The sequence below is a fragment of the Aquitalea sp. genome (genome assembly GCF_030150775.1).
GTDB lineage: Bacteria > Pseudomonadota > Gammaproteobacteria > Burkholderiales > Chromobacteriaceae > Aquitalea > Aquitalea denitrificans.
Genome location: NZ_JASLFG010000030.1, coordinates 98,296 through 112,575 on the forward strand (window position 1 = coordinate 98,296; position 14,280 = coordinate 112,575).

Consider the following 14,280-nt stretch of genomic DNA (forward strand, 5'->3'; position numbering starts at 1 on the left):
GTTGATTGTCTGCAATGAATGCTGCGCAGCTCGCAGCCTGGTGATGGTCTAGCGCCGGAAAGTGACACCGGGCAGTACGCACAGCATCTCGAACAGCAGATTGGCTGCCAGCAAGGCGGTATTGCCGGTAGTGTCGTAGGGGGGGGAAACCTCGACCAGATCACAGCCCACCAGGTTCAGGCCATGGCAGCCACGCACGATTTCCAGCGCCTGCACCGAAGTCAGGCCGGCAATCTCCGGCGTACCGGTTCCCGGTGCAAAGGCCGGGTCAATACCGTCGATATCAAAACTCAGGTAGACCGGCCCACCGCCCAACTGCTGACGCACCTCCTGCATCAGGCCTTCCAGCGCACGGTTCCAGCAGGCTTCAGCCGGTACTACGCGGAAACCCTGACGCCGTGCCCAGTCAAAATCCTCAGCGGCGTAACCGCTGCCGCGCAGGCCGATCTGCACCACACGGCCCTGTGCCAGCAAGCCTTCTTCCTGCGCACGGCGGAAAGTGGTGCCGTGGGCAATCTTTTCACCGAACATTTCGTCATTGATGTCGGCATGGGCATCGACATGAATCAGTCCTACCGGGCCATGCTTTGCCGCGATGGCGCGCAGGATGGGCAGGGTGACGGTGTGGTCACCGCCCAGACCCAGCGGGATCACGTCGTACTGCAGCAGGTCGCGGTAGCCCGCCTCGATGCGCGCCACACTGTCCAGCAAGTTGTAAGGGTTGGTGGCGATATCGCCGATGTCGGCCACTTGCAGGGTGTCGAAGGGAGCGGCTCCCGTGCCCATGTTGTAAGGGCGCAGCAGCACCGATTCATTGCGGATTTCGCGCGGACCAAAACGGGTGCCGCTACGGTTGGAAGTACCGATATCCAGCGGCAGGCCGACAAATACGGCATCCAGGCCGGCTGCGGTTTCTACCTTGGGCAGGCGCATCATGGTGGCGATGCCGCCAAAACGCGGCATGGCATTGCCGCCCAGCGGCTGATTGCGTTCAGCGATTGACATGCAGACTCCTGAAACTGAGGTTGAACGAGGGCTCAGTCTATTCAGGTGGCAACTTGGGAAAAATCACCGTATTCCACTGTTTACATTGATAAATCTGAATGTGTGTAATGACCGGACTGACTCACCGCCACCACCGGGGAAAAACCATGCTCAACACCCTGTCCAGCCTTGATTTACGCCTTATCAGGGTTTTTCGTGCCGTTGTCGATGCCGGCGGCATTTCGGCCGCCCAATCCACTTTGAACGTCAGCCAGTCCACCATCAGCAATCAGTTGGCCGCGCTGGAAACCCGGCTGGGCTACCGCCTGTGCGAGCGTGGCCGCGCCGGTTTTGCCCTCACCGCCAAGGGCAGCCAGCTGCTCAATGCCAGCCGCCAGCTGCTGGATGCAGCCGAGGCCTTCTGCGTGGAGGCACGGCAACTGGAACGCAAGCTGGTGGGACAATTAAGAATTGGTGTGGTGGGGCATACCACCATGCGGGCGCATGCGCGGCTGTCGGAAACCATCCGGCGCTTTCGCCAGCGCGAAGAGGCGGTGGAACTGGTGCTGTCCATGCTGGCACCCGGCACCCTGGAAGAAACGCTGATCAACGGCGAAATCCATATGGGCATCGGTTATTTCTGGCACCGCGCCCCCAGCCTGCAATACCTGCCGCTGTTCACCGAACACCAGCTGGCCTATTGCAGCCAGGAACACCCGTTATTCCAGCAGGCAGGCAATATGCCGGTGGAAGAAGCCGCCCGGCATGACTGGGCCTGGCGCAGCTACCCGCTGCCGGACATCCCGCTGCCAGTGGAAAACTGGCGCATCACCGCCCGAGCCGACAATATGGAAGCCATGGCCGTGCTGATTCTGTCCGGCCATCATCTGGGCTTTCTGCCCGAACACTTCGCCCGCCCCATGGTGGAGCAGGGCCTGCTGCGCGCGCTCAATCCGACACTGCTGTGTTACCACCCCACCTTTCACATGGTGACGCGGCAGAACTCTCGGCAAAGCGAGGTGATCCGCGCCTTCATGCAGGATTTGCTGGCCGCGCATCAACTTCCACCCTCCCACTGAGCTGCGCGGTCCGCTGCAGGCCGACCATCGGCTCAGGCCAGATCCAGCCAGTTGGCTACCCTGGGCCAGATTTCCAGCGCAGCCCGGCGCGACAGCAAAATGCTGCCGTGCCGGTAGCCCGCGGCGATACCGTCATGCCCGGCCAGCAGGTAACGATGATGCGAGCCCGATAAGGCCTGGAAGAAACAGCGGCAGGCCGTGGGAGGGGCAATAAAACGGTCCTGATCAGCACACACCGCCAGCACCGGATACGGCAAATGTGCCAACGCTGGCAGATAATCAAAGCCATCGCGGCCAATAAAACGACCTGCCAGATTCCAATCAAACCACTGGGACATCAGATAAAACGGTTCATCCTGCACACCAATGCCCAAACGCTTGCCCGGCACCCGCCCCAGGCAGGCTGACAACTGGCGGGCCAATCTCAGCAACAGACGCCGCGACAGCGATGGCGCGGCATGGCAGGCCTGACAGGCAAACAACACCAGCTTGCCAAGCAGCAGCTGCCACTGTGGCTGGCGCAGCAAACACATCAACAGCGCCAAACCGCCGCCGCTGTGGGTCACCGCATGCAAGCGGCTCACCTTTTCCTGCTGCTGCAGGTAGTTCAGAACAGCCGGGATATCGCAGCAGGCGATGGTTTCAAAATCAAACGGCTCCAGCGCGGGCGGACTGCTACCATGCCCCCGCCACTCCATCACCCAGCAGATGGCACCGAGCCCCGCCAGATAATGCGCCAGTCCCAGACAGATACGTTTGTCGGAAAACGTACCATGCGTCATGAAAATATGTGTTGCTGTCGACGATATGGCAGGGTTTGAGCCTGTCACTTTCCAAAGTGAGATCTGTGCTTTATCTGCTGTTGAGATGATGATGTGCTGCATCACGCCATCTTTTCAATCATCATATTGCAGCAATTGGAATGACTGACTCCGGCTTGCTGATTTCCTGGCTGAGCTGAAAAGCAAAAATCGCCTGAATCAAGGGTATGCAGCCGTTCCAAGAAAACCCAGAGTAATAAAAAAATTAGGCGGCCAGTAGCCGCCCAATCCATTTACGGTGCCAGTCGCACCCGTTGCCAACTGGCATCAGCCTGCAACAGATACACCACGCGGTCATGCAGGCGGCTGGGCCGGCCCTGCCAGAACTCGACGCGATCAGGAATCACGGCGTAACCACCCCAATGCGGCGGACGCGGCACACTGAGCGGGTGCTTGACGCCAAACATGGCGGCACGGCTGACCAGCACGCTCTTGGAGCTGATTTCCGTGCTCTGCTCGCTGGCCCAGGCCCCCAGCCGGCTGGTATAGGGACGGCTGGCAAAATAGGCATCCGACACTTCCGGTGCCACCTGCTCCACCCGGCCTTCAATACGTACCTGGCGTTCCAGCTCCGGCCAGAAAAAGGTAATCGAGACAAAGGGATTGGCCGCCAGCTGCTTGCCCTTGCGGCTGAGATAGTTGCTATAGAACACCAGTTGGCCGTTCTCCACGCCTTTCAGCAGCACAATGCGCGCCGTCGGCCGGCCATCTTCACCCACCGTGGCCACATTCATCGCCGTGGGTTCGTGTACTTGTGCGGTCATGGCTTCGTTCAGCCACAGTTCGAACTGCGCCACGGCATCAGGCAGGCAGTCTTCCGGCGACAATTCCTTTTTCGAATAATCCTGGCGGATATCGGCAAGATTCAGCGACATGCGGCTCTCCTGGTTCGGTATGCCGCCATGGTAAGGCAGAAGCAGGATGCAGGGGTAGCCGAATGCCCGTTGCAGCGCGCACGCAGCAGCGATGGAAAAACCCCAGAGTTAGGGACGTTAGCTGTAACTTAGGCTAGAATACGGCATTTCCCCTGCAGCCCTTTTCCGCTCATGCATCTGGTTGCCTTTGGCCTGAATCACCATACCGCCCCGCTGTCGGTCCGCGAGAAGCTTGCCTTCCCGGCCGAGGTGTTGCCCAACGCACTGGAGAGCCTGGTGGGTTCGCAGGCGGCGCGTGAAGCAGCCATCGTCTCCACCTGCAACCGTACGGAAATCTACTGTAACAGTAACGACCCCGAGCAAGCCTTGCGCTGGCTGTCGCAATACCACGGCCTGCCGGTGGAAGAGCTGCGCCCCTATCTGTACCAGCTGGATGCCAGCAGCGCCGCCCGCCATGCCTTCCGCGTGGCCTCCGGGCTGGATTCCATGGTGCTGGGTGAAACGCAGATTCTGGGCCAGCTGAAGGATGCAGTCCGGGCGGCGGAAAATGTCGGCACCCTGGGTTCGCTGCTTAACGGCCTGTTCCAGCGCACCTTTGCCGTGGCCAAGGAAGTGCGCAGCAGCACCGCCGTCGGCTCCAGCTCGGTGTCGATGTCCGCCGCCGCAGTGAAGCTGGCCGAGCAGATCTTCCCCACCATTGGCGAGCTGAACATCCTGTTCATCGGCGCCGGGGAAATGATCGAACTGGTGGCCACCCACTTTGCCGCCCGCGAACCCTCCTGTATCACCATTGCCAACCGCACGCTGGAGCGGGGGCAGAAGCTGGCGGAACAGTTTGGCGGCAATGCCATCACCCTGTCCGAGCTGCCCGATGTGCTGCACCGCTACGATGTGGTGGTCACCTCTACCGCCAGCCAGTTGCCCATCGTCGGCAAGGGCTTGGTCGAGCGCGCCATCAAGGCGCGTCGTCATCGTCCCATCTTCATGCTGGATCTGGCCGTGCCACGCGATATCGAAATCGAGGTCGGCAAGCTGGACGATGTCTATCTGTATACCGTGGACGACATTGCCAGCATCGTGGAAGTGGGCAAGGAAGCGCGCCAGAGCGCGGCGGAAGAAGCCGAGTCCATCATTCAGGCCCGCGTGGCCGAATTCAACGACTGGCTGAAAAAGCGCGAAACTGTGCCGCTGATCCGCGCCCTGCGCGACGAGGCCGAGCGCACCCGCCGCCACGCACTGGAAGCGGCCCTCAAGCAACTGGCCAAGGGCACGGAGCCGGAAAAAGTGCTGGAAAGCCTGTCACAGCAACTCACCAACAAACTGATGCACCCGCCCACCCAGGCCCTGTCCTCGGGCAGTGGCGCTGAGCATGCGGCCGTGGTCGATACCATCGCCCGCCTTTACCGCTTACACCCGGAGTCGTAATGAAACCGTCGATTGCGACAAAGCTGTCGCAGTTGGCCGATCGTCTGGAAGAAGTGACCCATCTTCTGGCCAGCGAGTCGGCAACTGCCGATATGGATCAGTTCCGCAAACTGACCCGCGAACATGCCGAACTGACCCCGGTAGTGGAAACCTTCCAGCAATACCAGCAGTGCGAAACCGATCTCGCCACCGCCGGCGAGATGCTGTCCGACCCGGACATGAAGGAATTCGCCCAGCTGGAAATCGATGAAGGCCGCGAGAAAATGGCCGCGCTGGAGGTGGAGCTGCAAAAGCTGCTGCTGCCCAAAGACCCCAACGACGAAAAGAACATCTTCCTGGAAATCCGCGCCGGCACCGGCGGCGACGAGGCGGCCTTGTTTGCCGCCGACCTGCTGCGCATGTACACCCGCTTTGCCGAACGCAACCGCTGGCAGGTGGAAATCGTCTCCGCCAGCGAATCGGACCTGGGCGGCTACAAGGAAGCCATCGTCCGCATCATCGGTTTTGGGGCCTACTCCAAGCTGAAGTTTGAATCAGGCGGCCACCGCGTGCAGCGCGTTCCCGCCACCGAAACCCAGGGCCGCATCCACACCTCGGCCTGCACCGTGGCGGTGATGGCCGAAGCGGATGAACTGGTGGACGTGGTACTGAACCCGGCCGACCTGCGCATCGATACCTTCCGTGCCAGTGGTGCCGGTGGCCAGCACATCAACAAGACCGACTCCGCAGTGCGCATCACCCACCTGCCCACCGGCATTGTGGCCGAGTGCCAGGATGGCCGTTCGCAGCATGCCAACAAGGCCAGCGCCATGCAGGTGCTGGCGGCGCGCATCAATGACATCCAGCGTCGCGAGCAGCAGCAAAAAGAGGCAGCTGAACGCAAGAGCCTGATCGGCTCCGGTGACCGCTCCGAGCGCATCCGTACCTACAACTATCCGCAGGGCCGCATTACCGACCACCGCATCAATCTGACGCTGTACAAGCTGGATTACGTAATGGATGGGGACCTGGTCGAGCTGACCGATGCCCTGATCACCGAGCAGCAAGCAGAACTGCTGGCTGCGCTGGGCGACTGACCCAACTGCAATCGGTTTGCTCCGCTGCACGCATCGTTGTACACTCGGACCCGGAAAAGCAGCCCTTGCCTGCAAGGAGCCCGGATCAAACGGTCCCGCCGCTTTTTCTCCGAATCTTCAGGCCACGCAAGTGGCCTTTTTTCTTGCCTGCACACCAGGCTGGGAGAACGCGGGAAATAAAAAATCGGCCAGGTCACAGAGGCAGGACCCGGCCGTTCCCAACGTGGAGATGGGTGGAAAACCATGATGTGGCGGTCGCTACGACCCACCACGCAAGACAGTATCGGTGCCGGGATACCTCACCGGCAGATAAGCCATGCAAGCAAGACATTGCTTGCACAATAAAGCGGGTAAGGGCTGCTTTGCGAAACAAAATGCTTCATCTGGAGACAGCCGTGCTTTGCATTGAATTATCAAGGCAATAGCCGCAAGGATAACCAGCCCCTGCCCGACTGGCAAAGCAGTTATAATCATGCCAGCCATGAATAAACAGCATGAATCCGATGAAACTGCCTCCACTGAATGCGCTGCGTGTATTTGTTGCCGCGGCTGAACACCTGTCCTTCACCCGTGCAGCGGCCGCCCTGCACCTGACTCAGGGCGCTGTAAGCCGCCATGTGCAGACGCTGGAAGAGTTTTACGGCACCAGCCTGTTCATCCGCCAGGCACGCGGCCTGGCACTGACTGCCGAGGGCGAGGCGCTGGTCAAACCGGCGCGCGATGCCTTCCAGCTGCTGCATGAGGCCAGCGAAATGCTGCGCCTGCGCCAGAGCGGGCTGCGAGTGCGCATACCGCCAACCCCGGCCATGCGCTGGGTGCTGCCCAATCTACCGGATTTCCAGACCCGCTATCCGGAATACACCCTGCATCTGATTACCCAGCTGATTCACGACAAGCCGTTCAACCGGGCCGAATACGACCTGGCCATCATCGGCATGCCGCGCCCGGAGGTGTATACCGACATGCGCATCGAGTGCATCTGCCGGGAGAAACTGGTACCGGTATGCGCGCCGGCCCTGCTGGAGGGCGCACATCCGCTGCGTACGCCGGAAGATCTGCAATACCACACCCTGCTGCACCCGTGGCGGGATCAGGATGTATGGGATCGCTGGCTGAAACTGGCCGGGGTCAGCAACATCAATCCGGAAAGCGGCGTCACCTTTGACGCACTGGAGTACGCACTGCATGCGGCCGCCGCCGGCATGGGCGTGACACTGGCACAGGTTTCCATGGTGAATGACGATATCCAGCGCGGACGGCTGGTGATTCCCTTCGACACCGTGCTGGAGACGGAGTGGGCGTATTACCTGATGTACTCGCACGAAATGGCACAACAGCCGAAAATCCGTGCCTTCCGCGACTGGCTGATTGCCACGCTGGAGCGTAGCGAGGCCATCAGCCGGACCATGTAGCCTATCGGGCTACACGCAATATCACACGCTGGCGGTGTCCTGTTGCTGCAACCAGAGTTCGAATGCAGACAGCGCAGCTTCCAGCTCGGCCAGCAGGGCTTGCGCCTGCGCCACCTCGCCGGCCTTGGCAGCCTTTTCCACCGCCTCGGCCGCATTGCCCATCTCATTGGCACCCACCATGCGGCTGGCTCCCTTGATACGGTGAGCAGCCCAGGCCAGTTGCTCGGCACTGGCATCGCTGGCCGCCTGGCGCAGGGCCTCCATGTCTTCCTGGTTGGCTTGTGCGAAGTCGTGCAGGATTTCCAGCTCCACCGCCAGCTCGCCATCGCTGTAGACCTCCAGCACGGAGCGGTCTACCGGACACGGCGTGGCGGGCATAGGGATATCGGGGACAGGCTGCATGGCATTCTCCGGCAATTTGCTCAGCCACTTTTCCAGCATGGCAGAAAGGATATTGATGGCCAGCGGCTTGGTCAGGAAATCATCCATGCCTGCAGCGCTGGTCTTGTTCAGTTCTTCCTGCCCGGCATTGGCCGTGCAGGCGATGATGGGCAGGTGCCCACGGTCCAGATGCTCGGCTTCATAGGCCCGGATCAACCGTGCCAGCTCGTAGCCGTCAGTCACCGGCATGTGGCAATCGGTCAGCAGCAGGCTGTAGTGACCAGCCTGCCACATGGCGTAGGCCTGGGCACCATCTTCGGCACACTCGGCGGTATAGCCCAGTTTTTCCAGCTGCCGCAAGGTAAGCTTGCGATTGGTAGGATTATCCTCGGCAAACAGGATGGGCTGCAGCACGTCATGCTGTCCACCGCCAACCACGAGGGCAGGTATCTCGCCCTCGGTCTCACCCGCCGGCAGTTCTGTAATGTCCACGATATTGGCCACCAGCAGTAGGGACGCGCGCGTACCCTGTCCCGGCTGGCTTTCCAGTTCCACATGCCCGCCCATCAGGCCTGCCAGGCGCCGGCAGATGGCCAGCCCCAGACCGGTGCCTCCAAAACGGCGGCTGGTATCGGACTCGGCCTGGGTAAACGGCTCGAACAGGCGGCTTAGATTGTCCTGTGAAATGCCGATACCACTATCGATGATGTCAAAGCGTAGTGTCTGGGCAGAAAACTCCTGCTCCAATACCTCGACTTGCAGGGTAATACCGCCGTTGGCGGTGAACTTGACGGCATTGCTGACAAAATTCTGCAGAATCTGGCGCAAGCGCAAGGGGTCAAGCAGCAGGGCCGGGGCCAGCTTTTCGTCAATATCCAGCTTCAGCTGCAAACCCTTGGCGGCGGCTGTTTCGGCATACAGGGTGCGCACCTGTTCCAACAATGGCTTGACTGCCGTGGGTGTCAGTACGACTTCCAGCTTGTCCGCTTCGATCTTGGAGAAATCCAGGATGTCGTCAATCAGTCGCAACAAGGTACGGGCTGACTCCTGGATGGTGTCCACGCTGTCTTTTTGCTCCGCATTCAGCGGGGTCATGGCCAGCAGTTCCAACATGCCCAGCACCCCGTTCATCGGGGTACGGATTTCGTGGCTCATGGTGGCCAGAAAAGAGCTCTTGGCCCGGTTGGCTGCATTGGCCTGGTCGCGCGCCATGCGCAGTTCAAACTCCGCCAGCTTGCTCTCGGTAATATCCAGGCAGGCGAGGATGGTGCCTTCCCGTGGGCGGTCTGGGAATAGCAGCATGCCTTCAAACAACACCCAGATGGGGCGGCCATCGGCATTGATGCATTCCAGCTCACAGCGCAGCTTGCTTTGGTACTGCACCATATTGTTAAGCTGGCTGGTCAGGTCGAACCAGCTTTGATCCGAGGCCAGCAATTCCATCAGATGCATGCCTGGCAGGCTGGTTCCACCCTTGCCAAAAATGTCTTCGGCCATGCGATTGGCACGGACAATCTGCATCTGTTCATTCAGCCGCAGCAAGCCGACTGGCGAGGCCGAGTAAATGGCTTCTTCTTCCTGCAGTACTGAGCGCAGCTGGGATTCGGACAGCTTGCGCCGGTCTTCTTCATCGAAGAAACCAAGAATATTGGCATAGGCACCAACCAGTGGCTGTATGCCCTTGCCCAGCAGGGCCAGGTCTGGCTGTAACAGACAGATCAGCGCCGAAACATCGTCATCCATGGCCACCGGCAGGGTGATCCAGGGTGGCATCTCGGCCAGCCGCTGCAATAACCAGGTCAGGGGTTCGGCTTCGTGGGCCACCATCTCCAACGACGGCAGGGTGGCAGGCCAGCTACCGGCCTGCAGGTGGATTTCAAAACGGTCGTCAGGGAATTCCGCCAGCACCAGCATGAAACCCTGCTCGGCACGGCTGAAGCGCATGAACTCATGCAGCAGTCGATCCAGCACCTCCTTGCGCGGCCACCGGCTGAGCATGAGGTTTTCCACGTGGGAGATGGCAGAGAGCATGCTCAGGTTATGCTCCAGCGAATGTTCGGCAATACGGCGCTGATGCTCGTCCCGCACAATCAACATGAATTCCTTGTCGGTATCAGTCGTGCGGAAAATGCTGACGGTAATGCCGGCGAAGAACAACTCGCCATCAAGCTTGATACCTTCCCCCTGCAAGGTCTGGCTGCCCTGTTCACTAACCATCAGCAAGGTATCTGCCAGCGCCTGCGGCAGCCGAAGCAGCTGGTTGATCTGCTGCCCTGCCAGCGCATCCCGCCCATTGCCGAACAAGCGTTGCGCACCGGCATTGGCTGACAATACCAGGCCTTGCTGGTCAATGGTCAGGATGGCATCACCCGCCGCGTCCAGCATGCGCTGCAGGCGGTTCAGCGGCTTGAGGACACGCTTGGTCATGCTGTACAGCAGTATCAATCCCAGTCCCAGTATGGCAATGCCAAGCAAGCCATCATGGATCAGTTGCCGGCGGTAATCCTGCAACGCCTGTTCAATCTGTTCGGCACACAGCCGGTTGGTATGCTGGAACAGCGCCCAGCTTTCCTGCTGCACCTTGTCCACCTGCTGCTGCATGGCCGGCTGCATGCCGGCTAGCTGCTGGTGCGACTGCAACAAGGCCAGCTGCTGCTTGTTGAGCATGTGCAGCCGCAAAGCGGCATCCGATATCCGGCGCAGGCTGTCCAGCAGCTGGCGATCATCAATATGGGCGGCATCTGCACGCAGCTGCTGCAACATCAGATTGCTCAGATCCAGCCGCGACTGCAAATCCCCTTCCTCGGTTTCACTCAGCGGTGCATCCAGCTCGCTGCGCAACAGCTGCGCCGCTGCCGCTGAACGCAGGACATGACCGATGCTCCAGCTGTCCTGGGCAATATCCATCATGATGTACAGGCCGGGGGGTGCATTCCACTTCATTTGGCCGTTCATGCCGATCAGCACATCATTGATGGCATCCTGCAGATGGCGCGAGGACAGCTCTTCGCCATAGCCCAGCGTTTCATCCGCCCCCCACGCCGGGCCGATCTGCATGTCGATCTCGGGCCGCAAGGAGCGGAAGCTTTCTAGCTGCAAGGTGACGTCTGCCATCTTGGCATGCTGGTCGCTGACAATATCTTGCTGTCCGGCCAGCACGGCCTGGCTCATCCAGTAATCAGCCTGCGAACGCAGCAAGGCCAGCTGGCTACGCTCTTTGGGATAGGGAGGGGTTTTGCGGTACAGCAGGTTGCGGCTAAGTATGGCTTCTCGGCGCAGCAGATCGGCGGCGGTGTAGAACTTGCTGCGGATCTGATGCACTTCGGACAAGGCCACAGCTTGCTGATAATGCTGCCACGATGCCGCCAGCAGCCGAGCAACCCAGCCAATCTGGAAGATCCCCAGCAATACCACTATGGCAATGACCGCACGGCCAATCGATAGGGTCTGGCTTGCCTTGTTGTTGGTGTTGGCCATGTTATCCCCTTGCAGGCAAGGTCACTCAGCCGGGCTGATCTGCGGCATCTGCGGCGTCACCATCAACTGCCGCAGACTCATGCACGGTTTCTATCACCAGCTGATGTACCCCGTAGCGGTCGCTGTAATTGCGTAACACCGCCAGCTGGTTGGCAGAAATGCTGGCACCGCGTGGCAGCAGCAGATGTCCCGTCTTGCTGCGCAAATCCTCGGCCAGAATGGATCCGGATTTGGCGCTGTGCAAAGTCACCGTTTCATAGGGGACATCAGCCAGGTCTTCAGGCCGCTGTTCGAACAGGCGACGGAAGACCTTCTTGTCGTAATCCGTGCCGGTATCCACACCGTAATAGCTGAATGGATCCACCTCTGGCCTGGCCCGGCGCAGGGCCAGGTTAATGGCCTTTTCCACATCCACCGGCTTTGGCGGCTTTACGACAAAACCATCGGCATGCAGTTGCACGGCGACGGTAACATTGCTGCGGTCAGCGTGACCGGAAAGAATGATGAACGGCAGATTGGACACATTGGCGGTATGGCCGCAGCGCAATTCTTTCAGCAAATCCAGTCCGTTCATCGGCTTCATTTCCACATCGCACAGCACCAGATCCACCATGCGCATGTCCAGCGTGCGCATCGCTGTGCTGCCATCTGGTGCCTGAGAAATGTTTTCTGCCCGTATGCCCATGGCCTGCAAGGACTGGCTTACCAGCGTCCTGACCAGTGACTGATCATCAACGACCAGTATTTTCAGTTTTTCCATCTCGACCGACATGATTCACCCCTTGCATGTCATCACACATTGCGCCACCGGTCTGGCTTGTGGGCAAGCCGGCAGTCTGCTGTTGTTCTAGATAAGATGATAGTTCGTCCACACCCAGCTGTAGTGCAATCTGCTCACCACTGACAGCGCACTGCTCATAGCCGGCTGCCGTAATGGCTTCCAGCTCAACTTCGCCATCGACATGACTGATGATCAGCCGGTCCTGCTGCAATCCACAGCATTGCAGCAGGACCGCTACATCCTGCGGTTGCAGTGCCAGCTGCTGCAAAGTAACTGAGGACAGCCGCAAGCCATCCAGCGGCAGGCGCAGCAGATTGCTGACCGTCAGCCTTCCTTCACCGACTTGATCTGCCAGTAAAGGAAAGCCAAAGTATTTCAGCTTGGCAATATTCTCGAAACACACTGGCGAGCAGCCATCATGCAGGCCATCCGCCAGCAGAAAGCCAATCTGTCCGGTTGACAGCCCATGCTGTCGCAGCAAGGCACTATAGCGATCAAACAGGTTTTCATGCGCCAGGCAGCTGGCATCCAGATACAGACTGAACAGAACACCCTGCCGCCAAGGCTGGGGAATGCTGACCAGTATCTGCACCAGTCGCTCCATGACCATTTCCAGTATCAATACCGGCAATTGCGGGTTGACCGACAGCTTGCGGTACAAGACAGCATCCAGTGTCAAGAATCCATGCGGCAACTGGATACCCGCCACCTGCATTCCGCGCACCTGGCGCTGCGCCAAGCCCAGCACCGGCTTGAACTCAAGTGACAGCGGCCCGGCAGAACAGTCCTGCCACAGCTGCAGCGGGTCTACTGCCAGGGCGGCACCACGCTGCTCCATATCGGAAAAGACAGCATTCAATCGTTGCAGGAACTGATCGATGCTGTAGGGCTTGCACAGGAAATGCACACTGGCAATACCCTGCCCATGCGCCATGTCGGCAATGGTATGCAGCGTCCGGCTGTCATAACCAGAAATAATCAGCAAGGAAGCACGGCAGCCAATGGCACTGAGATTTTTAATGAAGTCGATACCACTCATGCCCGGCATGCCGATATCGGTAATGATCAGATCGTAGCTGGTTTCTGCTGCACTGCGCAGCGCTTCGGCCGGATCGCTGAACTCATCGATCTGCGTGGCCTGACGACTGAAAAAACCGGTCTGGCGCGAAATGAGTTTGCGCAAAATGACCTGATCTTCCAGGATGAGCAGTTTCATGGGCTGCTGCATGACGGTTTCCCTCGGCAATTCACACTAAGATGGCGGGGCCGGTATAAGCGTGGATATTTACATTTTTGGTATAGCAGTTTGCCGAGGATCGAGGCAAGCATTACCACTAATATTCTTGATAAAACTCGCGCTCAATTAAACAAATAATCGAATTACCTGTAGTTTCACGATAATTTTGTGTGTTTTTGCCTGATATGGCTAACCACACGTAAAAACTGGCTCCCACATATTTTACAAGCCATTGGCATTCGTACGGTCAGTCTCAGGTACCACCGCCTTTGCCGGTGCAGCATCCCAACGCTCAGGCTCTACCACTGAGCAATAGAGAGCCACACAGCGTGTGCAGCGGCCTGAAACGCACAAAGCCCAGCTCTAATGAGCTGGGCTTCTGTAAGGGGAGTCTGGCGGTGTCCTACTTTCACATGGCGAATGCCACACTATCATCGGCGCTAAGGCGTTTCACGGTCCTGTTCGGGATGGGAAGGCGTGGGACCACCTCGCTATGGCCGCCAGACATAAACTGGTACAAACTCAAGAAGCCGTTTGGGTATTCGTATCGAATGCGCCCTGCATCCGGCATCACTTAGCGATGCCAGCTGCAGATACTGAGCGAATGCTCCGCTGAGCGAATCGAAGATTCGCACGCATGAGATTCGCACGTTAAAGTCTTTCAAATGATAGGATCAAGCCTCACGAGCCATTAGTATCGGTTAGCTTCACGCCTCACAGCGCTTCCACACC

Annotated in this window: 10 protein-coding genes and 1 rRNA gene; 4 read left to right on the top strand and 7 right to left on the bottom strand. The window is 59.1% G+C overall.

The features are described 5' to 3' along the window. Positions 1–48: 48 nt before the first annotated feature. Positions 49–1,005: an agmatinase gene (gene speB / locus QVF59_RS10280; RefSeq protein ID WP_287879494.1), complete on the bottom strand. Its 957-nt coding sequence runs from the start codon at positions 1,003–1,005 to the stop codon at positions 49–51. 107 nt (positions 1,006–1,112) lie between these two features. Between speB and QVF59_RS10285 the strand changes: the two genes are divergently transcribed. Continuing rightward, positions 1,113–2,063, top strand: a complete 951-nt coding sequence (locus QVF59_RS10285) for a LysR family transcriptional regulator (RefSeq protein WP_287879496.1) — start codon at positions 1,113–1,115, stop codon at positions 2,061–2,063. 32 nt (positions 2,064–2,095) lie between these two features. On the opposite strand, the gene QVF59_RS10290 is transcribed toward QVF59_RS10285, so the two are convergent. Continuing rightward, positions 2,096–2,845 carry an alpha/beta fold hydrolase gene (locus QVF59_RS10290; RefSeq protein ID WP_287879498.1) on the bottom strand — a complete coding sequence of 250 codons (750 nt, stop codon included), beginning with the start codon at positions 2,843–2,845 and terminating at the stop codon, positions 2,096–2,098. A 272-nt stretch (positions 2,846–3,117) separates the two neighbouring features. Next, the gene (gene pdxH, locus QVF59_RS10295; protein WP_287879499.1) at positions 3,118–3,759 is read right to left on the bottom strand and encodes a pyridoxamine 5'-phosphate oxidase; all 642 of its coding nucleotides are present in this window, start codon (positions 3,757–3,759) and stop codon (positions 3,118–3,120) included. Positions 3,760–3,930: 171 nt separating this feature from the next. Between pdxH and hemA the strand changes: the two genes are divergently transcribed. The 3 genes from hemA to gcvA all read left to right on the top strand — a co-directional run bounded on the left by hemA (position 3,931) and on the right by gcvA (position 7,672). Continuing rightward, complete coding sequence (gene hemA / locus QVF59_RS10300; RefSeq protein ID WP_159880424.1) at positions 3,931–5,184, top strand: glutamyl-tRNA reductase; 1,254 nt, start codon at positions 3,931–3,933, stop codon at positions 5,182–5,184. Further along, positions 5,184–6,260 carry a peptide chain release factor 1 gene (prfA, locus tag QVF59_RS10305; protein WP_159880425.1) on the top strand — a complete coding sequence of 359 codons (1,077 nt, stop codon included), beginning with the start codon at positions 5,184–5,186 and terminating at the stop codon, positions 6,258–6,260. The genes hemA and prfA overlap by 1 nt, the downstream gene beginning before the upstream one ends. 494 nt (positions 6,261–6,754) lie before the next feature. Then, positions 6,755–7,672: a transcriptional regulator GcvA gene (gene gcvA / locus QVF59_RS10310; RefSeq protein ID WP_287879501.1), complete on the top strand. Its 918-nt coding sequence runs from the start codon at positions 6,755–6,757 to the stop codon at positions 7,670–7,672. Positions 7,673–7,693: 21 nt separating this feature from the next. On the opposite strand, the gene QVF59_RS10315 is transcribed toward gcvA, so the two are convergent. The 4 genes from QVF59_RS10315 to rrf form a co-directional block, all read right to left on the bottom strand. Further along, complete coding sequence (locus QVF59_RS10315) at positions 7,694–11,530, bottom strand: ATP-binding protein (protein ID WP_287879504.1); 3,837 nt, start codon at positions 11,528–11,530, stop codon at positions 7,694–7,696. 25 nt (positions 11,531–11,555) lie between these two features. Beyond that, positions 11,556–12,302: a response regulator gene (locus tag QVF59_RS10320; protein ID WP_159880429.1), complete on the bottom strand. Its 747-nt coding sequence runs from the start codon at positions 12,300–12,302 to the stop codon at positions 11,556–11,558. Next, a complete protein-coding gene (locus QVF59_RS10325; protein WP_287879506.1) occupies positions 12,262–13,527 on the bottom strand; it encodes a response regulator transcription factor in 1,266 nt (421 codons plus the stop codon). Before QVF59_RS10325 ends, QVF59_RS10320 begins: the two co-directional genes overlap by 41 nt. 411 nt (positions 13,528–13,938) lie before the next feature. Next, positions 13,939–14,053: ribosomal RNA gene (gene rrf, locus QVF59_RS10330) — 5S ribosomal RNA — on the bottom strand. Positions 14,054–14,280 lie beyond the last annotated feature (227 nt).